At 36.8% G+C, this 23,033-nt stretch carries 20 protein-coding genes and 1 riboswitch; of the genes, 14 read left to right on the forward strand and 6 right to left on the reverse strand.

All coding sequences use genetic code 11. From position 1 onward, the window contains the following. Positions 1–7 precede the first annotated feature (7 nt). The 3 genes from A0F92_RS07905 to A0F92_RS07915 form a co-directional block, all read right to left on the reverse strand. Positions 8–640: a LysE family translocator gene (locus A0F92_RS07905; protein WP_068243935.1), complete on the reverse strand. Its 633-nt coding sequence runs from the start codon at positions 638–640 to the stop codon at positions 8–10. Positions 641–668: 28 nt separating this feature from the next. Further along, positions 669–2,204: a GH3 family domain-containing protein gene (locus tag A0F92_RS07910; protein WP_068243936.1), complete on the reverse strand. Its 1,536-nt coding sequence runs from the start codon at positions 2,202–2,204 to the stop codon at positions 669–671. Positions 2,205–2,277: 73 nt separating this feature from the next. Next, complete coding sequence (locus A0F92_RS07915) at positions 2,278–4,203, reverse strand: glycosyltransferase family 2 protein (protein ID WP_068243939.1); 1,926 nt, start codon at positions 4,201–4,203, stop codon at positions 2,278–2,280. Positions 4,204–4,307: 104 nt separating this feature from the next. Between A0F92_RS07915 and A0F92_RS07920 the strand changes: the two genes are divergently transcribed. The 4 genes from A0F92_RS07920 to A0F92_RS07935 all read left to right on the forward strand — a co-directional run bounded on the left by A0F92_RS07920 (position 4,308) and on the right by A0F92_RS07935 (position 9,195). Further along, positions 4,308–5,087, forward strand: a complete 780-nt coding sequence (locus tag A0F92_RS07920; RefSeq protein WP_068243943.1) for an inositol monophosphatase family protein — start codon at positions 4,308–4,310, stop codon at positions 5,085–5,087. 19 nt (positions 5,088–5,106) lie between these two features. Further along, positions 5,107–6,138, forward strand: coding sequence for a thiamine-phosphate kinase (gene thiL, locus A0F92_RS07925; protein WP_068244021.1), 1,032 nt, complete (start codon positions 5,107–5,109; stop codon positions 6,136–6,138). A 22-nt stretch (positions 6,139–6,160) separates the two neighbouring features. Continuing rightward, positions 6,161–7,654 carry a S41 family peptidase gene (locus A0F92_RS07930; RefSeq protein ID WP_167516925.1) on the forward strand — a complete coding sequence of 498 codons (1,494 nt, stop codon included), beginning with the start codon at positions 6,161–6,163 and terminating at the stop codon, positions 7,652–7,654. Between the two features lie 194 nt (positions 7,655–7,848). Then, a complete protein-coding gene (locus A0F92_RS07935) occupies positions 7,849–9,195 on the forward strand; it encodes an MFS transporter (RefSeq protein ID WP_167516926.1) in 1,347 nt (448 codons plus the stop codon). 52 nt (positions 9,196–9,247) lie between these two features. Here A0F92_RS07935 and A0F92_RS07940 read toward each other — a convergent pair whose 3' ends face one another. Together A0F92_RS07940 and A0F92_RS07945 are read right to left on the reverse strand one after the other, a co-directional pair. Then, complete coding sequence (locus A0F92_RS07940; RefSeq protein WP_068243951.1) at positions 9,248–11,791, reverse strand: helix-turn-helix domain-containing protein; 2,544 nt, start codon at positions 11,789–11,791, stop codon at positions 9,248–9,250. A 644-nt stretch (positions 11,792–12,435) separates the two neighbouring features. Further along, positions 12,436–12,786, reverse strand: a complete 351-nt coding sequence (locus A0F92_RS07945) for a single-stranded DNA-binding protein (RefSeq protein WP_068244024.1) — start codon at positions 12,784–12,786, stop codon at positions 12,436–12,438. A gap of 216 nt (positions 12,787–13,002) precedes the next feature. On the opposite strand from A0F92_RS07945, the gene A0F92_RS07950 reads away from it, so the two are divergent. The 9 genes from A0F92_RS07950 (at position 13,003) to A0F92_RS07990 (ending at position 21,509) form a co-directional block, all read left to right on the forward strand. Beyond that, positions 13,003–13,383 carry a hypothetical protein gene (locus A0F92_RS07950; RefSeq protein WP_068243953.1) on the forward strand — a complete coding sequence of 127 codons (381 nt, stop codon included), beginning with the start codon at positions 13,003–13,005 and terminating at the stop codon, positions 13,381–13,383. 436 nt (positions 13,384–13,819) lie between these two features. Then, positions 13,820–13,910, forward strand: a riboswitch (TPP riboswitch). A gap of 67 nt (positions 13,911–13,977) precedes the next feature. Continuing rightward, the gene (thiS, locus tag A0F92_RS07955) at positions 13,978–14,181 is read left to right on the forward strand and encodes a sulfur carrier protein ThiS (protein ID WP_068243955.1); all 204 of its coding nucleotides are present in this window, start codon (positions 13,978–13,980) and stop codon (positions 14,179–14,181) included. A 40-nt stretch (positions 14,182–14,221) separates the two neighbouring features. Beyond that, positions 14,222–16,087, forward strand: a complete 1,866-nt coding sequence (gene thiC, locus A0F92_RS07960) for a phosphomethylpyrimidine synthase ThiC (protein WP_068243958.1) — start codon at positions 14,222–14,224, stop codon at positions 16,085–16,087. 2 nt (positions 16,088–16,089) lie between these two features. After that, the gene (locus A0F92_RS07965; protein WP_068243962.1) at positions 16,090–16,860 is read left to right on the forward strand and encodes a hydroxymethylpyrimidine/phosphomethylpyrimidine kinase; all 771 of its coding nucleotides are present in this window, start codon (positions 16,090–16,092) and stop codon (positions 16,858–16,860) included. Then, positions 16,857–17,489: a thiamine phosphate synthase gene (locus A0F92_RS07970; RefSeq protein ID WP_167516927.1), complete on the forward strand. Its 633-nt coding sequence runs from the start codon at positions 16,857–16,859 to the stop codon at positions 17,487–17,489. The genes A0F92_RS07965 and A0F92_RS07970 overlap by 4 nt, the downstream gene beginning before the upstream one ends. 20 nt (positions 17,490–17,509) lie before the next feature. Next, positions 17,510–18,286 (forward strand): thiazole synthase, encoded by a 777-nt coding sequence (locus A0F92_RS07975; protein ID WP_068243963.1) that lies wholly within the window; start codon positions 17,510–17,512, stop codon positions 18,284–18,286. An 8-nt stretch (positions 18,287–18,294) separates the two neighbouring features. Further along, positions 18,295–19,401: a 2-iminoacetate synthase ThiH gene (thiH, locus tag A0F92_RS07980; RefSeq protein WP_068243964.1), complete on the forward strand. Its 1,107-nt coding sequence runs from the start codon at positions 18,295–18,297 to the stop codon at positions 19,399–19,401. A 12-nt stretch (positions 19,402–19,413) separates the two neighbouring features. Continuing rightward, the gene (moeB, locus tag A0F92_RS07985) at positions 19,414–20,475 is read left to right on the forward strand and encodes a HesA/MoeB/ThiF family protein (protein ID WP_068243966.1); all 1,062 of its coding nucleotides are present in this window, start codon (positions 19,414–19,416) and stop codon (positions 20,473–20,475) included. Positions 20,476–20,573: 98 nt separating this feature from the next. Beyond that, on the forward strand, positions 20,574–21,509 hold the full coding sequence (locus tag A0F92_RS07990) for a hypothetical protein (RefSeq protein ID WP_068243969.1): 936 nt from the start codon (positions 20,574–20,576) through the stop codon (positions 21,507–21,509). Positions 21,510–21,519: 10 nt separating this feature from the next. Here A0F92_RS07990 and A0F92_RS07995 read toward each other — a convergent pair whose 3' ends face one another. After that, positions 21,520–22,155, reverse strand: coding sequence for a thiamine phosphate synthase (locus A0F92_RS07995; RefSeq protein ID WP_068243974.1), 636 nt, complete (start codon positions 22,153–22,155; stop codon positions 21,520–21,522). Between the two features lie 363 nt (positions 22,156–22,518). Between A0F92_RS07995 and A0F92_RS08000 the strand changes: the two genes are divergently transcribed. Continuing rightward, positions 22,519–22,983 (forward strand): hypothetical protein, encoded by a 465-nt coding sequence (locus tag A0F92_RS08000; RefSeq protein WP_068243977.1) that lies wholly within the window; start codon positions 22,519–22,521, stop codon positions 22,981–22,983. Positions 22,984–23,033 lie beyond the last annotated feature (50 nt).

Raw genomic sequence — 23,033 nt, forward strand, 5'->3', positions numbered from 1 at the left:
ATTTTGGTTAAAACCGGTTGCTGAATTCTAAAGTGCCCCAAATTAATGCCAGGCCAAAGCCTATTAAAATTAAACCAGATATTTTATTAATGAGGTGAATGTTGTGTGGGGTTAATTTTTGCCGCAATTTGCCGGCCAGTAATACTTTGGCAATATCGGTACTCAATACAAATAACAAACAAGTGCTAAACATAATAACACGGTAACTGCGGGAAAGGTCAACCACCGAAGTAGCAATAACTAACCAAAAACCAATTACACCGGGATTCAGGGTATTCATAAAATATCCTGAGAAAAAAGTTTTAACATAGTCGCGTTTACTCATGGCAATCATCTGGCTGCCATCTTCATTTATTTTTACTTTTTTGAAGAAAAGAACGAAAATGCCAATGGCAATTAAAAGCATGCTGCCACCAATGCCAATTTCTTTTTTAAAATCGAGCAGGTACCGAAACAATTCTGTAAACAACTGGCTAATCAGCACAAGGGTAATATCGCTGGCACTTACGCCGGCAACGAAAGTAAAACCGCCTTTATGACCATTGTTAATGCTTTGTTTAATGATGGAAAAAATAACCGGGCCAACCGATATAGCCAGCATAATTCCCAAAACCAGTCCTTTTAAAAACGGTGCAATCATATCATAAAACTGGCTACTAAGATAATTCTTATTTACTGTGGGCCATTTGCTGTTGCAGATATTCCTGCCATTCTTTTAACATATTGCCCTTTAAAACCCTTGGAAATTTGTGTTGTCCGCCCATTTTGCCTTTTTGTTGCATAAAATCAAGAAACTGTTGTTCACTCAACACATCCACAAAAACTTCTTTTAAAGCACTTCTTCGCTCAACAGCATAATCATCGTTTAATGTTTTCAGGTTCTGATCTATACAGCGTTTCAGTTCATTTGCATCTACAGGTTCGTTACACGCTATGTACCAATGATGCGCAAAAAAACTTTGGTAAGGAATGCCGGCTACGGTAAATTCAGGAATGCAAATATTTAATTGTTCGCCTGCCAGTTGAATGGCTTTATTCATATTATCTACACTCAGGTGTTCGCCAACTAAGCTTAAAAAATGTTTGGTGCGGCCGGTAATAATAATTTCGCAGCGTTTTTTATCAACAAATTTCACGGTATCACCAATCAGGTAACGCCATGTGCCGGCACTGGTGCTAATGAGCAGCGCATATTCTTTCCCTTCCTCTACTTCATAAATCATGAGGGTTTCCGGGTTTTGAATCATGTCGCCATTGCTATCAAAATTTTGTTCGTTAAAAGGCACAAACTCCAGAAAAATATGTTCATTGGTAACCAAACGCATGCCTTTAGCATATTGCCGATCCTGATAGGCAATAAATCCCTCACTGGCCAAATAGGTTTCAATGTAAGTAATGGGTTTGCCCAACAATTTTTCGAAGCCTTTTTTGTAAGGTTCAAAACTTACACCGCCATGTACAAAAAATGCAAGATTGGGCCACATTTCGTGAATGTTGTTGAGTTGATATTTTTTAATAATCATCTCCATGCACATTTGTATCCATGCAGGTACGCCTACAATAAAACCAATATCCCATTCCGGGGCTTTTTCTACTATTTCTTCTAATTTTTTATTCCAGTCGCGTTCTTTAGCAATTTTTTTACCCGGTTTATAAAAAGGTTGAAACCATAGGGGTAATTTTTTTGTGGTAATTCCACTTAAATCGCCGGCATAATAACCCAGGTTTTTTTGCAGATCGGTACTGCCACCTAAGGTTAACCAGCCTTTTCCAATAGAACTAAAAGGAATGTTTTCGTAATTACGCAGGGTTAGTAATTGTTTTACCATCACCATTTTATTACCGGCCAACAAATCGTTGGTAATGGGAATATATTTACTGGCTGCTTCTGAGGTGCCGGAAGACAGCGCATAATATTTAATTTTTCCCGGCCAGCAAACATCGGGTATGCCATCTAATGTTTTGTGCCACCAATCACGATAAATGCTGCTATAATTAAAGGTGGGTACCTGCTGTCGGAATTTTTTGGCAGGGTTTTTACAAAGCAATATTTCATCGAACCGGTAAAACTGGCCAAACTCGGTAAAACGAGCCCTTCGCAATAATTTTTTTAAAACGCGAATTTGTTGGCGCTCCGGACTATTGCTGGGAAGGTGTAAAGCTTTTGCAACAGATTTAGGCAAGTGTATATCAATGATAGCCATTAACGGGGATATAATTTATTGATTCATAAATACATATATACAACCCTTTTCAATTGGGTTCGTATGCTGTAAGTTAAGGATTTTTGAACAGTGCATTCAGGTGCTGAAACATAAAGATAATATCATTTGGCCATTCATATTGCTGGGCATAGACTTCATCTGTTTTTTGTATCAGGGTTAATGGCAAAGTTAGGGATTGACTGTTATTTCTGCCAAGTGTATTTATTACACCGGGTTTAAGCGGCGGCAGGCTGTTTGGTGTAGAGGCATATCCAATCCAGGTTTTTTTACCGATGAATACCAGCCATGCATTATGCAGTAAACTCAGACCCTGAGCACCTTTTAGTAAAATTAATATGCTGATACAAAAACAAGAAAAGGCAAACATAATATCCATACCTCGCTTCATTCTTTTTTGAGCGGGTAGGGCAATGTTGTATTTTTTTTCAGATGAAAAAACAGCGCCTTTTTCTTCCCTGGTATCGCTGCCAATCATGGCATTGGCGCTTTTGTTGAAAAAACGAAAGTAAAACCGCCCTGGCATGCTTTGCATCTGTTGCAGAATCAATTGAATGGGCAACCCATGGCCCCAGCCAAAAATGAGGGTAGCTGCAGGCAGATGGGCCCAGGCAGCTGCATCAGAACTTGCTATTTCCTGTGGTGTAAAAATTGCCAAAACGGAAGGGTGCTGGGTAGATGAATTTAAAAATTGCTGTAAAGCGGGTTTTGTATCCGGCGAACAGAGGGCAATAGCCGAATTGCTGATTGAACCGGTCACCGAAATCCATTTGAGTTGTTGCAACAGCCTTCGGGACAAAAGAATAAATAATAAACCAATAAAACCTGACAGCACCACTACGCCTCTTGAAAAACGAATCTGCTCGGGCAATAAGGCATACAATGCTAAAAGTATCAGTATTGCCAATACCCCCGAACTTAAAGTTTGTGCAGGTTTATAAACGCCATCATACAACCCACCCATCCATAAAATACCTGCAAAAACAAATGCATACGATACGATAGAATAGGGCACAAAAAAGGTGTGAAAGGGGATACCGTTATGAAATACATATTTCCAAAAAAATAACGCAATAATATTGGCGGTTATTAACAAGGCAGTATCAAAAAACACCATTGTATATTCATATAATTGTTTGGTAATGAAAGAAAAAAAAGCGCTGCTTATAATGGCTATTTGCAGCAATACCGCCATCAATACCGCACGACTACCCTTATAATGCTTTTTTACAAATACTTGCATGGCTCCATAAAATTGCTGCACATGCTGCAGATAATCAGTTGGTTTGCTTTCGCCTTTAAAATGCAGGATGGTAACTTTTCCAAAATAATAATTATGAAATCCTGCCTGTTCAATTCTATAACTTAAATCAATATCCTCCCCATACATAAAAAATTGTTCATCAAAACCAAGGGTTGTGTCTAATACTTTTTTTGGAATGAACATGCAGGCACCCGATAAAACTGGTACGCGATGCAGTTCATTTTCCGGAAGATGGCCGAGTGCATAATAGTTAAAAAAAGACGATTTTGGGAAAATGGCTGCCAGACCACACAATTTAAACAGGGCATAGAGGGGCGATGGAAATGAACGTTTGCTTTCGGGTAAAAAATAACCGGCGCCATCAATCATTTTTACGCCTACAGCCCCGCAATTCGTTTGGCGTGATACAAAAGCCACGATTTCGTTAAAAAAATTTTCCGGCAACAAAGTATCGGGATTCAAAAAAAGAATAAATTCTCCGGAAGCTGCTGCCAGGCCTTTGTTATTGGCCTTGGCAAATCCTTCATTTTCGGTATTCGCCATCCAGTGTACATGCGGAATCTGTGGTTGTAGATCGGCAACCGTATCATCGGTTGAAGCATTGTCCACCACAATAATTTCTCCTTCAATACCCTGCAAAGCATTGTGAACAGAAAGCAGGCATTGCGCTAAAAAATAACGAACATTATAACTAACTATAATAACAGAGATGGTCATATATCAGCTAAACAGGATACACCCGTTATGTAAAAATAGGGTTTCGGTGCATCCCCACCTGAATATGCCACAAAAATGAATGCAGGGAAGGTTATCTTTGTTGCATGTTAAAAGAAACACTTCTTCAGGCAGCACAGGCTGGTGCACGAGTTATGAAAATGTATTTTGAGCAACATTTTTCAGTTGCTTTTAAAAGTGAAGGGATGAATAATCTGGTAACGGAAGTAGATACCAAAAGTGAAGCGGCCATTATTGAAGTAATAAAAACTGCACATCCCTCACATGCCATATTGAGTGAGGAGATGGGTGCTTTGGTTCAGGACTCGGCCTACAAATGGATTATCGACCCCATTGATGGTACCATTAATTATGCCAATGGCATCCCTATTTGCTGTGTTAGCATTGCCATTGAAAAAGACGGCAGAATGATTTTGGGTGCAGTACTCAACCCATTTATGAATGAATTGTTTGTTGCAGAAAAAGGAGAAGGCTCCACCTTAAATGGGAAAAAAATTCAGGTAAGCACCAAGGCAGCTCTGTTAAACAGTTGTCTGGTTACCGGATTCCCCTACAGTTATATTGATACACCCAATGGTCCGATTCAGGTGTTCGAAAAACTAATACGCAAGGGCGTACCCGTTAGAAGGCTGGGTAGTGCGGCAATCGATTTATGTTGGGTGGCCGCCGGCCGATTTGATGGATTTTATGAACACAAACTCAATGCCTGGGACAGTGCTGCCGGATTTTTAATGGTAGAAGAAGCGGGTGGCACTGTTACCGACTTTGCCGGTAATCGTTACAGTCCGTATCAACCGCATATTATTGCAACCAATGGTGTAATACATGAAGCCCTTACACAGGTTGTAAATGGCGGTACATTATAAAAAATTACTAAAAAATTATATGGAAAACAGAACAGAAATTTCGGAAATTGGAGAATTTGGATTGATTGAACACCTCACCAAAAATTTTGAAATACAAAATATATCTACCATCGTTGGCGTAGGTGATGATGCTGCCGTGATTGATCATTTCGGAAAACAAACGGTTATTACAACCGATTTGTTGTTAGATGGCGTACATTTTGATTTAATGTATACCCCATTAAAACATTTGGGGTATAAAAGTATTGTAGTAAACCTGAGTGATATTTATGCCATGAATGCGCAACCTACACAGGTTACCGTTAGTATTGGTATCAGCAACCGTTTTAGTGTTGAAGCATTGAACGAATTGTATGAAGGCATTTATGCAGCATGCGAAAAATATGGGGTTGATTTAGTAGGTGGCGATACCTCTACTTCAAAAAAAGGAATGGTGATTTCTGTTACAGCCATTGGTGAAGTAGCTCCCGATAAATTTGTAAAAAGAAGTACAGCTCAAAAAGGTGATTTAATTTGTGTGAGTGGCGATTTGGGTGGTGCCTTTCTTGGCCTTACCCTTATGGAACGGGAAAAGAAAATATTTTTAGAAAACCCACAAATACAACCCAACCTGGAAGGGGAAGATTATATTGTAGGGCGTTTGCTGAAACCGGAAGCCCGCAGAGATATCATTGCTTTTTTTGAAAAAAATAATATTACGCCTACTGCCATGATGGATATTAGCGACGGATTGAGCAGTGAGGTATTGCATTTATGCAAACAAAGTAACTTAGGTTGCCGGTTGTATGAAGACAAATTGCCGATTGATGACCGCTCTCGTGCTGCAGCTTTTAAATTTGGCTTAGACCCCACTGTTTGTGCACTCAATGGCGGCGAAGATTATGAACTGGTATTTACCCTTAAGCAGGAAGATTATGAGGCCATTACTATCAATGAAGAAATTGCCGTGGTTGGGTACATGACCGACCCTAAAGAGGGAAAAAAAATGATTAGCCGCGGAGGAAATTTATTTGATATTACAGCGCAGGGATGGAATGCCTTTCATGCATAAGCAAGGCTACATAAAAAAAGGAATGATTGCTTTACGGAAAATACCGTTGCAATACTTGTTGGTTATTTTATTACTGCATGGTTGTGCTGTGGGTAAATATACCCCACAACAAAAAATACCGCCCAAACAGTTACAGCAAGATGTGGCACTATTGCAAAAAACCTTGCAACAAAATCACCCCGGATTGCATTGGTATGCCGGAAAAGCAACCATTGATTCTGCTTTTACTGCATTGCAACTTGCCGTAAAAGATTCACTAACGGAGCTGGCTTTTCACAATAAAGTTGCGCAGATGGTGGCCACCATTGAATGTGGCCACACAGCCGTTCGGTTTTCTAAGCAATACATCAATTATTTGATGCACAATCGGTACCCAATGTTTCCGCTTTATTTGTTGAACTGGGAAAACCATTTGTATGTATTTAAAAACATGCATCCAAAAGATACCATACTCACCAAAGGAATGGAAGTGGTGTCCATTAATCAGTATACTGCCCGCCAAATTATCGATTCCTTGTATCAGTTTATCAGTGCCGATGCTAATAACCTCTATTTTAAAGCGCAAGTAATCAGTAATAATTTTCCCGCATGGTATCGGTTGGTATTTGGTTTAGATAGCACTTACCAAATTCAATTTATTGATACTACCGGAGCTAAAAATAGGATAAGCCTCAAAAATTATGTGCCGGAAAAAGACACAACTACAATTCATTCTACAACAATTAGAAGCAACAAGGCATATCCGTTACCGACTAAAAAAATATCTTCTTTACAATTAAAGCGTTCATTGCAATTAGATATCTTGCATCGGGTTGCTTATATGCATGTAAGCAGTTTTAGTGGCGGCAGGTTAAGGGGTTTTTTTCGCCGTTCTTTCAGCATGTTGCAAGAACAAAATATTTCTAACTTAATTATAGATGTAAGAGGTAATGGTGGCGGAAATGTAAGCAAGTCCGTTCTACTTACTAAGTATTTAATACAGCAACCTTTTAAGGTGGCCGATACAGCAGTATCCTTACATAAAACCATGTGGGATAAGCGTTACATTGTTCCCTGGTGGTTGTACTGGTTTCCCATGCAATGGGGTTCTGTGAAAGGAGCGGATGGTTTATTTCATGCTAAAAGAATTGAAAACCATTGGTACCAACCTAAAGCAGAAAAACATTTTAATGGACAGATTTATTTGCTGCAAGATGGTTATACTTTTTCAGCAGCAGCTATGTTTACCGGCACTTTAAAGGGGCAGCCAAATGTACAGATTGCCGGAACACCTTCAGGCGGTGCCTATTATGGCAATAATGCCTTGTTTTTGCCCCACATTAAATTACCTAATTCAAGATTGCGAATTACATTGCCTATGTACCGGGTTGTATTAGATAGCGCAAGGCCCAAAAATGGAAAAGGTGTTTTGCCGGATATTTGGGTGGACCCACAGCAACACAACCATTTAACCTTACCACCTAATGCATTACAGCAAGTAATATTAAAAATTATTCAACAGAATAAAAAAAGTTGAACGTTTCTTTTATTTTAGACATACGTTTTTGGAATGCTGCTTGCTATATTTTAGCTTTTTATTGATAAACTACGCATAAAAACCCATCATTTTTTATTATATTGTAAGCATATCCCTAAGCCCTGCGGTACAATAATTTTATGGCTGCTTTGCCGCACCAATTAGTATTTGTTGAATTATATAAATGTGGAAGCATGTTTTTGAATAAAGAAGTTTTAATAAAGAAAAGGATTGAATTAAGAATAGAGCGGGTTATCAATTATTTACAAGAACCACGGCGATGGGTAGTGCAATGGTATTATGGTTATGCGTTGGTTGGAATTATAGCTGCGGGATTAATGCCCATTTTATTGCCATTAATGGTGGCAGAATTATCGCATCAGCTAAGTTGGGTAGGTATTGTGTTGGGTGCTTATAATTTGGGGTTATTGTGTTCGTTTATTTGGGGCCGACTGGCCGATAAATATCAAATGCACCGATTGCTGTTTTTTTCGGGAATAGCGGTGTTAATGCTGGTAGGCTTTTGTATTACTTATTTTAATGCATTGTGGATATGGATGCTGTTGGCATTTTTGGCAGGCGCCTCTATTGCTGCCACCACTACGGTTGCTACTCTTTTTGTGGTCGAGTTTAATCCACAGAAAGAATGGGAGCCCCGTATTGCCTGGTTACAAACATTTTATGGGATAGGTCAGGTAACCGGCCTGTTAATGGCCAGTGCGTTTGTAGTGAATATACAGGTTGGGTTTATTGCTGCTGCCGTCATATTAATACCGGCATTGCTGATTGTTAGAAAAAGTATTCCAAAACAACAAATGCCGCATATTGCATTAACTGGATTGAAAGAGAAACTACTGAAAATAACGGATATACATTTTCTCGGATCTTTTGCAAGAATTGAAATGTATAGCAATACACTACATTTTTCTTTTATAAAAATATATGAAACCATTGGCTCCATAAAAAGCAAAACTACATCGCCCTTTGGCCGCTTTATGGTTTCCTGGTTTTTATTGTGTTTCGGTATTTCTTCCTTCTTTGCTTATTTGCCGGTAACCTTAAAAAATGCGTATGCAGTATCTCCTTCATTAACCTCTTTTATTTATGGCTTGTTTTCTGCAGCCGCCATTATTTTATATACTTATGGCGGAAAGCTTTCTGCAAAATGGGGCAGCAATAAAGTTTACCGGGCAGCTTTGTTATTGCGTTTTGCAGGTTTTATGATGTTGTTTGGCGCTTTTTTCCTTCCTTTTGGAAAAGAATGTGTGGCAATTCCCGGGTTTATTTTGTTGGTAATTACCTGGCCATTAATCAGTATTTCGGGTACTGATTTGGTAGTAAAACTTTCTCCCTATAATAAAGGCGCTACCATGGGCTTATTCAATGCAATTTTGGCCATTGCTTCTGTTTTGGGAAGCTTTGTAAGTGCGCCTTTACAACACTATTTGGGATATGCATCACTTTCAGGTATTGGCATACTTAGTTTTGGTATTTCTTATTTAGTGGTAAGAAAGGTAAATGTTACACAGCAAAGCGAATGAAAGTAATATAATAAATTAGCGGAAAGAACCCGAACACATTTTCCCGGTTGCATTATTTTGTAATAGTTGTGTTTTGTTTTTCTAAAAAAGTTTTCCAAGCAATGGCCATTCTAATATCGGCATAACTAATGTCAGCAACAACATTCTGCTTTATGAGTGTTATGCCTTTTGCCATAGTATCATTTGTTAACAGAGGTAATATGGAATTGAGTTTTTTTTCGGGAAGAAAATCTGTAACCTTTAATTTTCCTTCTGCAACATAGCGCGATAAATGATTTTGGATGGTTTGTACCGTTAATTGCCGCTCTTCAGCAATGGCGGCTATACTTTTGCCGGATTGGTATAGTTGGAAACTGATGAGTTTTGTGTCAGGCGTTACTACTTTGTCTGATTTTTCTTTTCTTTCTTTTTTCACTTTTATTTGATCCATCAACGAAGGCAAATCATGTTCATTGCAATAGCGTTGAATAATATCTAAAAAAATCATGCCATACTGAGCGGTTTTAACGGTACCAAACCCGCTTATTTTTTTTAAATCGTTCAATGTTTGTGGAAGGTATTGCGCCATTTCATACAAACTATTGCTGCCTGCAACCATATAAATGGGCAGATTTTTGCTTTCGCAAAGGCTATCGCGTTGTGCTTTTAATAATTTAAACAATGCTGCATTCGGAACCGGTTTATTGGTGGTTTGTATTGCGGTTGCATATGCATTTACGGAAAAGAAGGGCATTGTAAACGCTTTTTTCTTCTGCAAAAAAACATCCACATAAAAACCATTGTTGCATAATTGCAATTGGTATTGTTGTTTTGCTAATTGTGTATACAATTCCTTGATTAAATCATTGTAATGTAAAGCTTGTAATTTACTGTCGGTACTTACCGGTGAGGTTTTTAAAAATTCTAACAGGGTTTGTATTTCTTTATCAAAATAAAGAGCGGCCTGCTGTATTCTTAGTTGTAAGGCTGATATTGCCTCCGGCAGTTCATCTTCCTGAAACAATTGAATTAATTGCGGATGAAATTTTTTTCCTACTTCAATTAGCGCATCAATTTTTTCTGAAATTTTTTGTACAAAGTCTGTTGCAGTATCATTAAAGGCAGTTTGTTGTTCTGTAATAAGTGTTTTTAAAGCAGCACCCAGGTTAGTAACAGTTTCAAAATTAAATAATGCAATAATTGTTTTTTGTTGAAATAACTTTTTTGATTGCTGTAAAGTGTAAGGCAAAGCTTCTGTTTTGCAACCTGCTGCAAAATTTACAATGCGTTGATCGGTATGTAAACTCTGTGCTGAAATCTTGCTATGAAGTAGTACTCCCTGCAAACCGGTACATCGGCTTAGTGCTACATATACTTGTCCGGGGGCAAAAGCTGCTCCCGCATCAATAATGGCCTTTTCAAAAGTAAGGCCCTGACTTTTATGAATAGTGATGGCCCAGGCCAAACGAAGTGGATACTGGGTAAACGAGCCCACTACCTCTTCCTCAATTTGTTGTTTTTGTGCATTGTGTGCATATCGAACATGCTCCCAGCGATACTTTTTAACTTCAATCAGATCCGGATCATCGGTACAGCGTACATAAATTTTATCATCTGTAATTTTTTCAATGATGCCAATTTTTCCGTTGAAGTAGCGTTTGGCTTTATCTGCATCATTTTTAATAAACATGACCTGCGCACCTGTTCTTAATTGAAGCGCAACATCTGCAGGATAATTTTTTTCCGGAAAATCCTGTTCTATACTGGCATGAAAGGTATGTGTGGGTGAGGTTAGCTTTTTTAATTGTTGCGCATTAATATGATCTGCTTTCTCGTTGTGGGTAGTTAGCATAATATACCCATCTGTATCAGCACCTTGAAAATCGGGACGATAATTTTGGTGCAACAAGGCATATCCGTTATTGTTTAAGCAATTATTGCGAATTTGATTCAATACTTCAATAAAATCTGCATCTTTTTGCCGGTATATTTTATCTAATTCAATATAAGCGGGCGGGGCTGATTGGATAACCCGGCTGCTGAAAAAATAAGGACTTTCATAGTATTTCGATAAAATTTGCCACTCTTCCTGCCTGGCAACAGGCGGCAGTTGATACATATCACCAATCAATAAAACCTGAACACCGCCAAAAGGCTCGTAATGACGTTTTCTAAAATGGCGCAACACAGTATCTATAGCATCCAGCACATCAGCCCGAACCATACTAATCTCATCAATAATTAGTAGTTCCAGCTCATTAAAAATTCTTCTTCTTTCTGTATTTATTTTTATTCGGCCCAATAAATAATGCCGGTCCATCATTTCGGGCGATGCGTTTTTGACATTTGATTGAAAATAATTTTTTGTATTGGTTTCCGGGATAAAGGGACTGAATGGCAATTGAAAAAAAGAATGGATGGTAACGCCGCCGGCATTTATGGCAGCAACACCCGTGGGTGCAACAATGGCTAATTGTTTAAACGATTGTTCTTTTATATATTTTAAAAAAGTGGTTTTACCCGTACCTGCCTTTCCGGTTAAAAAAACAGAACGTTGGGTATATTGAATAAAATCAGCGGCTAATTGAAAAGTTTTATTGGAAGTATCTGTTACCATAAGGGAATAAAGATAATTGGATGCAATTTGTTTTCAAAAACAGATGGTTGCAAAACCTTTTCTGGCATTTTTATAAATGAGCGGATAAAGGGATGATTATTTTTCTTTTTATTTCAAATGAACGATTGTTTCAGGTGTATTTACAGAAAATTTGTAATTTTTAAAAGCCTACCCGGCACTATTGCAGCAAGCCTTTATTCGGGTAACATTTTTTTAAAAAAACTGCAATTTAATGTACAGTTAAACAAGGGTTAACGTTTAAAATTACAAACAAATTAGCAGTTGCTTTTCTCTTACATCATTCCATTTATTGGTAACCGATTTTTGGCAACCAAATATCTGCTGTAATCATACAATTGCTGAATTCTGTTATTTTTCCAGCCCAAGCTTTATAAAAATAATACCACACAATACTACAGCGCAACAATCAATCTCAATTATCCTCCTTTACAATCCGCTTTAGTTTAATTGCATAAAAATCCGAATTATGTTATAATAACCATGGCAAACCATCGGCATAAAAAAATAAACAAAACAATGGTTGTAAGGATTTGCTGAACATATACTCTGTTCTTTAATTAGGTAAGTGCAGGGAAGAGTATAGAATATACCTTCCCTGCTTGTATTGCCTACCTGATGAATCATTAGGCGTTAGCCCTTTGCTTATCCCCCAACATTAATATTTCGTTTACCTGCACTTCGGTAATGTATTTTTTATTACCGGCTTTGTCGTTATATGACCGGGAAACCAATTTGCCCTCCAAAGCCACTTCACTTCCTTTTTGTAAATATTTCTCAGCAATTTCGGCAACCTTACCCCAGGCTACAATATTATGCCATTGCGTGTCGGTTACTTTTTCACCTTTGATATTCCGATAGGTTTCGCTGGTAGCAATACTAAAGCGGGCCATTTTTTTACCGCCATCTAAATTTTTAATTTCGGGAGCATTACCTAAGTTTCCGATTAACTGAACTTTGTTTTTTAAAGCGTACATAGTTTTACAATTTGTGCTGTGTTTATTTTTACAGCGATGATGAATTTTGTTTATTTCAATTAAAGCCGGCGACGTCATTCCCGCTTTAACAACACAAAATTGTCAACGCTTCAAAAAAGGAGTCGGTTTTTAATTATTTCTAATCGTATATAAATGTGTTTAAACGTTTGCACACAGATAAAAATTGACTATATTGTAGCCTAAAAGCCTTTGCTGATGTCATTATCCACCCCTGTAAAAACCTGTTTGTGTTGTGGTAAGCCGGTAAAAGGCCGGGCCGATAAAAAATTTTGCGATGATGCCTGCCGCAATACCTACAACAACGAAATCAAGGCCAAAAGCTATTACAGTAGTTATGTGCGTAACATTAATAATAACCTGATGAAAAATCGGAAAATATTAGAAGAACTGCTGCCAGATGATTTAGGTATGATAAAGCTGCCACAAGAAAAATTGTTGCAAAAAGGTTTTTCATTTACCTACCACACCCATACCTATACCAACAAAAAAGGCGATACCTATTTTTTTTGTTACGATTATGGCTATTTGCCATTAGAAAACAACTGGTATTTATTGGTAAAAAGAAAAGAGGCGTAGTGGGGGGCTACTCCTTTAATGGAGGTGTGTGGTTGTCGCCTCGATACAAGAAAGAAAAGTGGGCGCTACCTCTTTTTATACAATACACATTTGATCCGGTGTGCGGTTGGGCTAATGCCGAGCATTGTTGGGTAAAGATACACTAAGCATACTTGTGTTTAGAAAAGGCTATGTAAATGAAAAGGGGCTTTTTGTAATTGTACAAGGAGCAGGAAGCCTCTGGTAGTAGGCGTTTACAAAACTATGCTATTGTTAACCAAGCAAAATGGCATTAGTTGTTTTTTATAGAACTATCTAATACAATTTGGGTGTAGTTCAAAAAAGTAATTTTTAGAATAAGCTACTATAATTTATATGTAGTAAAAATTAATTTGCGATTTTTTAATCTGCAATTTAAAATTTTAATTCTTTTTTATTGTTAGAATACACTACTTTTGAAATGCTTTAGGGGTGCCGAAATACGGCTGAGATGATACCCTTTACCTGATCAGGATAATGCCTGCGTAGGGAAAAGTAAATACTTCTTTTTTTGCTGCTTTTTTGTATTTCCTAAAGTTTATTGGTTATTTTTTATTTCACCATTATTAATGGTATATGACTATTCATTTAAATGAGGCTCAGATAGAATTATCTGAAGGCCAAACTATTACAGCGCTACTAGATAAACTTGCAATTACTTCATACAATGGAATTGCAGTGGCAGTTAACAATACTGTTATTCAAAAAAAAGACTGGGACGAGTATCAATTACAACCAAATGATAAGCTTGTTTTGATTCGGGCTTCGCAGGGAGGATAATTTAATTATTTAATACTTTTTATTCACCACAATTATAAATATGAAGAAAGATAAAGAAATGAAAGCTGATAGTGATCTGATTATAACAACTCCAATAAGTGGTTCAAAAAAAATTTATGTACCGGGTAAGTTGTTTAATATTCAAGTAGCTATGCGGGAAATTCAATTGGGCGATACAATTCATTCCTCATTGGGAAAGGAAGAAGTATTATCTAATGCACCTGTAACAGTTTATGATACCAGTGGCCCTTATACCGATTCTGCAATAGAAATTGATATAAGGAAGGGATTACCCCGTATAAGAGAGTCATGGATTACTGAACGCGGTGATGTAGAATTATTAAATGATTTCTCATCGGAATATAGTAAACAGCGATTAAATAATCCAGATCTGAAAAGTCTGCAATTTCAACATATTCGAAAACCATATAAAGCAAAGGCAGGCAGGAATGTAACCCAGTTACATTATGCACGAAAAGGTATCATTACGCCTGAAATGGAATATATTGCTATCCGTGAAAACCAACGGATAGAGGAAAGGATAACACACGAAATACTGGATCAGCAACACAGCGGTAATAGCTTTGGTGCCAAAACACCGCAGGGTAAAATAACACCTGAATTTGTTCGCAACGAAGTAGCAGCAGGCAGGGCCATTATTCCGGCCAATATTAACCATCCTGAAAGTGAACCGATGATAATAGGCCGTAATTTTTTAGTTAAAATAAATACCAATATTGGTAATTCTGCTGTTACTTCTTCTATTGAAGAGGAGGTAGATAAAGCAGTATGGAGTTGCCGTTGGGGAGGCGATACTTTAATGGATTTATCAACCGGAAAGAATATTCATGAAACCAGAGAATGGATTATAAGAAACAGTCCGGTACCTGTAGGAACAGTACCAATTTATCAGGCATTAGAGAAAGTAAATGGTAAAGCAGAAGATTTAACCTGGGAAATTTTTAAAGATACATTGATTGAACAGGCAGAACAAGGGGTAGATTATTTTACAATTCATGCCGGGGTATTACTGCGTTATATTCCACTCACATCCAAAAGGTTAACCGGAATTGTTTCAAGAGGTGGTAGTATTATGGCAAAATGGTGTTTAGCACACCATAAAGAAAGTTTTCTTTACACACATTTTGAAGAAATCTGTGCAATTATGAAAGCTTATGATGTAAGTTTTTCATTAGGAGATGGTTTGCGCCCCGGTTCTATTGCCGATGCAAATGATGCTGCACAATTTGCAGAATTAGAAACACTTGGCGAATTAACAAAAATTGCATGGAAACATGATGTACAAGTGATGATTGAAGGCCCCGGCCATGTACCAATGCACCTGATTAAAGAAAACATGGAAAAACAACTTAAAGCATGTAATGAAGCACCATTTTATACATTGGGTCCGTTAACAACTGATATTGCGCCTGGATATGATCATATTACTTCTGCAATTGGTGCTGCAATGATTGGATGGTATGGAACGGCCATGCTTTGCTATGTAACTCCAAAAGAACACCTTGGTTTACCAAACAAAAAAGATGTAAAAGATGGTGTAATTACATACAAAATTGCTGCACATGCGGCAGACCTGGCAAAGGGGCACCCCGGTGCACAATATCGTGACAATGCTTTAAGTAAAGCCAGATTTGAGTTTCGCTGGGAAGACCAATTTAATTTATCATTAGATCCCGATACTGCCCGTTCCTTTCATGACGAAACGCTGCCTGCTGATGGAGCTAAAATTGCACATTTCTGTTCTATGTGCGGTCCTCATTTCTGTTCCATGAAAATTACACAGGATATTAGAAATTTTAGCGAGGAACAAGAAAAATTACTAATAAAAGGTATGGAAGAAAAATCAAAAGAATTTAAAGAAACAGGAGCAGAGATTTATAGATAAACATGGCAGCTATACGACCTTATATACTAACAATTGCAGGATTTGATCCGAGTGGCGGAGCTGGTATCCTCTCTGATATAAAAACCATTGAAGCAAATGGTGGTTATGGATTGGGCGTTCTTTCTGCCAATACCTGGCAAAATGATATTGCTTTTGAAAAAGTTGAATGGGTTTCTTTAAAAGACATGCAAGCGCAAATAAATATTTTAACAAGTAGGTTTCATTTTAAATATATTAAAATTGGCATAGTTCAAAATCTGGCTGTATTGTATGAGCTTCTGCTGTTTTTAAGAAAAAAAATTCCAGATGCTATTATTGTTTGGGATCCTATCCTGAAAGCCAGTGCAGGATTTTTATTTCATCACTGCATTGAAAAAAAATTATTAGAAAATATTTTAAATTCAGTAAATGTTATAACCCCCAATCTTCCTGAAGCAGAAATTTTATTTGGCGCTCAATATCTCCAATTGCTTAATGAAATCAGTAAATCTTGTGCAGTTTATTTAAAGGGCGGTCATACAACCCATCAAGAAGCAGTTATAGATATGCTTTACTACAATAAAAACAGTTATCATTATAAACACGAACGATTACCTAAGGGAAGCAAACACGGCAGCGGTTGTGTTCTATCATCAGCACTCATAACTGCATTGGCAAATGGTTTGAAAATAGAACAAGCTGCCGAAACAGCTGCAAAATATACACATCATTTCCTTTCTAGTAGCAATTCACTTATCGGATATCACTATTTAAGCAAAATAAAAAATATATGATTCAGCCCGTACAATTTATTGCCACTTCTGCCGAACAGGCTGCTGCTGCATGTAGTGGTGGTGTAAAATGGATACAACTTCGTTTAAAGCAGGTAGATTATGCTCATTACAAAACAATTGCTTTAGCTGTTCAAAAGGTATGTAAACAATATGAGGCTGTATTTATTATAGATGATAATGTGGAGCTGGCATTTGATATTAAAGCCGACGGTGTTCATATAGGAAAAGAAGATATGCCAATAACAGATGCTCGAAAATTATTAGGAAATGATTACATTATTGGTTGTACAGCAAACACACTGGGCGATATAATTAATTTAGCTGATAGTACTGCTAATTATATTGGATTAGGCCCTTTTCGGTTTACCACTACAAAACAAAAACTCAGCCCAATACTTGGTATAGAAGGCTATAGAACTATTTTCAAAGAATTGAAAACATTGGGCATTAAAGCACCACCAGTAATTGGTATAGGCGGTATAGAGGTTGAGGATATAGTTTCACTATTACAAACCGGATTGTATGGTATTGCGGTTGCAGGCGCTATTGTTAAAGAAAAGAATATGTTGAATGCAGCGCAAAGAATCATGCAGGAATGTCAGAAAACAATATCCGCAAATACATTTTGAACTATTAATATATAATTAAAATGAATGATTCATTAATAATAGCAGGAATGCCTTTTAATAGCAGGCTTTTAACGGGTACCGGAAAATTTGGAAATCATTTGCTAATGCAGGAGGCTTTATTGGCCTCGGGCTCCGAATTGGTAACGGTAGCGCTGAAAAGAATTGAAATTTTATCTGCCGACGAAGCAATTATACCCTATTTACAAAACAATCAGTTTCATTTAATTCCCAACACATCCGGTGTTCGAAATGCAAAAGAGGCTGTATTTGCTGCTCAGTTGGCACGTGAAGCGCTGGGAACAAACTGGCTTAAATTAGAAATTCATCCTGATCCAAAATATTTATTACCCGATCCCATAGAAACATTATTAGCAGCAGAAGAACTAGTGAAGTTGGGATTTATTGTTTTGCCTTATATACATGCCGATCCGGTATTGTGTAAGCGATTGGAAGACGTGGGTGTTGCTGCGGTAATGCCATTAGGGGCACCTATTGGCAGTAATAAAGGACTTTTAACCAAAGATTTTTTATCAATTATCATTGAACAAAGCAAAGTGCCTGTTATTGTTGATGCCGGAATTGGTTCGCCCAGTCATGCTGCTGCAGCCATGGAAATGGGGGCCGCAGCTGTACTAGTGAACACTGCAATTGCAGTAGCAGAAAATCCGGTAGCAATGGGCGCTGCATTTAAAAAAGCTGTAGAAGCTGGCAGAATGGCTTATTTGGCCGGACTGGCAGCAGAAAGCAGCATAGCAGAAGCAAGTAGTCCGTTTACACAATTTTTAGCTGCTTTATAAAAAATAAAATGATGTTTCAGGAACAATATAATTTACTAAACTGGGATGCATTAAAAGAAAGCATTTATAGTAAAACAGCTGTTGATGTTGAAGTTGCTTTACATAAAGCTAAACGCAATTTAGAAGATTTTAAAGCATTGATTTCTCCGGCAGCACTCCCATATCTTCAACAGATGGCAGTACTAAGCCACAAATTAACGCAAAAACGTTTTGGTAAAACACTACAGTTATATATACCATTGTATTTATCAAATGAATGCCAAAATATTTGCACCTATTGTGGGTTTAGTTATAATAATAAGCTGGCAAGAAAAACGTTAACCCCAATTGAGTTGATGCAGGAAGCGATGTATTTAAAAGAACAGGGTTTTGAGCATATCTTGTTGGTTACCGGCGAAGCCAATAAAACAGTGGGAGTTCCTTATATTCAACAGGCAATTACTTTACTAAAACCGCATTTTGCCAATATTTCTATTGAAGTGCAACCTATGGATGAAAATGACTATGCCACTTTAATTGCAGCAGGCCTTCATACAGTACTCGTATATCAGGAAACCTATCATAAAGCAGATTATCACCTACATCATACAAAAGGGAAAAAGTCAAATTTCGATTACAGGCTGGGAACACCCGATAGACTGGGTAAAGCCGGTATTCATAAAATTGGTTTAGGCGTATTAATTGGATTGGAAGACTGGCGAACAGATAATTTGTTTACTGCTATACATTTAAGCTATCTCGAAAAAACTTACTGGAAAACGAAATATAGTATTTCTTTTCCCCGATTAAGGCCGGCAGAAGGTTTAATAGAACCGAAGGTTATGATGAGTGATAAAGAATTGGTACAGCTAATTTGTGCCTGGCGTATTTTTAATGAAGAAGTAGAGTTGTCTATCTCAACCCGTGAAAATGAATATTTTAGAGATAATATCATTCAGCTTGGTATTACCAGTATTAGTGCAGGCTCTAAAACAAATCCAGGTGGGTATGTTACTTCAATAGAATCATTAGAGCAATTTGAAATAGATGACAGCCGCACACCGGCAGAAATTGTAGCAATGATAAAAAGAAAAGGGTATCAACCGGTATGGAAAGACTGGGAGCCCTTTGTGTAGAAAATAATTTGTATGCTAACTACGCAAGAGCAAATACGTTATCAACGTCAATTAATTTTACCCGAAATTGGTGTGGATGGGCAATTAAAACTGAAGGCAGCTAAAGTGTTAATTATTGGTGCCGGAGGATTGGGGTGCCCCTTGGTTCAATATCTTGCTGCTGCAGGTATTGGATACATTACAATAATGGATGGCGATAAAGTAGAAGAAAGTAATTTGCAAAGGCAAATTTTATACACATCATCAGATGTTGGATTATTTAAAGCAACAGTTGCATCTCAAAAAGTAAAAGCAATTAACCCATTTGTGAATGTAACTCCCATCAATGAATTTATTACCCCAGAGAATGCGCTTTCTATTATTGAACAATATGATATTGTGGTGGATGGTTCAGATAATTTTACTACCCGATATTTAGTCAATGATGCTTGTGTCATAAAAAATAAACCACTTGTTTTTGGTTCTATTTATAAATTTGAAGGCCAGGTATCGGTATTTAATTTTCACGATGGTCCTACCTACCGATGTATATTTCCGGAACCCTTGGAGGATGATGATATGCCAAACTGTGCAGAAATTGGCGTGGTTGCAACCTTGCCTGGAATTATCGGAACTATCCAGGCAAATGAAGTAATAAAAATGATCACTGGGCAAAAAGAAATACTTTCCGGTAAGTTACTGGTAATAGATATAACTTCCATGCAATTTCAACTATATCACTTTAAAGCTAATCCCCTTAATAAAACCATTACTGCATTGCATTCTGAACTGAAGCACTGTACTAAAAAGAATTATTTTATTGATTTAAATACATTGCTGGAATTAATCGAGCATAAAGAATTGCAACTGATCGATGTTCGTGATACCGATGAACACAATAAAGAAAACTTAGGAGGATTAAATATTCCTATAAAAAAATTAAAAGATCATTATAGAGAATTAAATCCAGAAATAATAACAGTACTGTATTGTGCAGTAGGCAACAGAAGTAAAATAGCAATGGAATTCTTGCTGCAAAAGGGTTTTAAAGAGGTATACAGCTTAGAAAAAGGTATTAGAGGATATAGAAAATAAAACATATACCCATCTATTACAAAAAATTATAAAGCAACGAAAATAATCTTTTTTTTATCAAATATTTTTGCTAATCCTATCACCTGTTAATTAAAAAAATGAAAAAGCTATTGTTGTTATTTTCTTTTGTTAATTTTTTCTCTATAGGCTATTCACAAAGCAATGCTAGTGATAGCAGCGGCAGTAAGTGGCATCCTTCGGTAGGAATTAATTTAGAGCCAGTACCTGTTTATAATATATTAGGAACAGACACAAGTTTTGTAAATAGCTTTTCTATAGCTCCTTATTTTTCTTATAGAAATGATAATGGTATTGGTATTATGTATTCGCCAAAATTTGTAATGGGAGGGGCAACTCCAGGCATTTATGTGCATGTGATTACTGCCGGAATTGAACAATATAATAAAAAAATTTGGGATTATGTTTTAGATTATAGCCACTATTTTTTTACAGGCAATACAAGCATTCCTTATACGCCATTAAATAATGAGATATATTCCTCATTAACTTATAAGAAAAGCTGGATCCGTCCATTCATTCAGGCTGGTGTAGGATTTGGAAAAGATACCGAGAATGTATCGTCAACCTCAGCTTATGATATTGGCGCCACAATTGGTATAAGTCATGCATTCAGCTGGGATAAAAATAATGCCAGCTATTTAATTAGCCCTTCAGTTACTTTAAATGCCGGTACTAATCAGTATTTTTCACTATTAAATATTACAAAATACATAGGTAGAAGTACAAAGTTTACGCAAATAGTAAAAAACAGTGTAGCAGCCGCAGCAGCCACACGCTCTGCCACTGCTAACAGAAGGGGTAGAAATACCGGCGGAACCACTACCACCACAACATCTTCTTCTATACCTGCTGAATCTTTTAACCTTAATAATATTGGCCTAGGCATTGAATCTGAAATTGATCTTGGCTCATTTAGTATTCGTCCTACTGCTAATGTTTATCTTCCGGTTAGTTCTTTTGCCGGTATTGGCGTAATTAGCTATTGGCAGTTGTCATTTGAGTATAATTTTTAATGAATATATTTTATGGTTTCTTTTCTTTTAATATTGATAAACAATTTTTTAATAAAATAAATTGTTTTACGGGGCTTGGCATAAGCCAAATACTTCCTATTGCAGCAACACCATCAAAACCGGCATTGAATAACAAATGAAGATTCGTTTCTGAAATTCCTCCCAAACCAATAATTTTTGGACAAACCTTCTTTTGCGTAGTTATTTTTAAACGGGTAGCCTGTATGTCAGAAATATTAATGTTTCCTGTATATCCAGATTTAGAAATACTGTTAAAAACGGGGCTGATAAAAATATATTCAAATGGATGATTGTTGTTTTCTAATTCCTTCCATGAATGAAATGAAGCTGAGATTATTTTTGGTAAACTAGAAAAAACATTAGCCATTTTTGTAAGATCATGAACTGTTTCCCCTGTGCAATGATATCCGATTGATGTGAAATTTTTTATTAGCTCCGGATGTGCATGAATAGAAATGCAGGGGTAAAAAGAGGGGTCTATCTTTTCAAGGAATTTATGATAATCTTCTATACTTGCTTTCGGTTTTCTAATATGAAGCCTCTGTAAGCCTAATTGAAACATCTGATGAATCATTTCTGTTTCATTGGATGTATTTTCAGGAGGAGTAATAACAATTAAGTCCATTTTATTCGATTCTTATAAATATAAGTAAAAATTCAGGTTCTCTTCAGTGGCATATTTTGGGGTTCAGCTTATTTTCTCTCCATTTCAAGTGTAGCAATTATATTTTACGATGCCTGTAAAAATTATATTTAATATCTATTTCAAAACGTAAAAATACGTTAACAACCAATATGGTCTTTTCTAACTTTATTGTTGTATAAAATGCAAATCAATTGAAAGCTTTAGTTGAATTTAATTAATGCAGTTCGGCGATATGCATTAACCATTCAATTGCTTAAAAAATTTTTTTTGTATAAAATTTTACTTAACCTGCTGGTATTATTAACGGCTTATTCTGCCACTGCATAAATTGAAATTGCCAGTATGCTTCCCCAGAATGGAATAAAATACAATTTCGGATTTGGTGCTTATGTTGCAGGAGCAATACTATTGAACGAATCTGACGCAGCCACTATAGAAATTGGTACAATGGTTTTTTCGGAAAAAAACGCATATTATGTTGGTTACTATGGTGTGGCTTATTGCCTACTTAAATTAGGATACATGTATACACTTAACCGTTCATTTGATGATGCAGGTTTTTTTGTTCATCCACAATTGGGGTATAATCTTTATGGTGTAGAAACGCATGAAGACACTTCTTCCAACAAAATTGACATCAATATGCACGGCTTGGTGGCCTCTGCCGGTTTGGGATATTTATTCAGGCCGGCAAGGTATCGGTCTATGATTGAACTTAGAGCGGACAACCGTTACTTCAAAAACAAAGTATTATACAACTATGGCAATACGCTATACAATGGTTCTTTCTTTTGGACGAAGAAATAATGATTATTAAGTTAATGGCTTGTTTACAATTGAATGTTGTTGTACACTAC

The sequence above is a fragment of the Hydrotalea flava genome (assembly GCF_001623405.1).
GTDB classification, from domain to species: domain Bacteria; phylum Bacteroidota; class Bacteroidia; order Chitinophagales; family Chitinophagaceae; genus Hydrotalea; species Hydrotalea flava.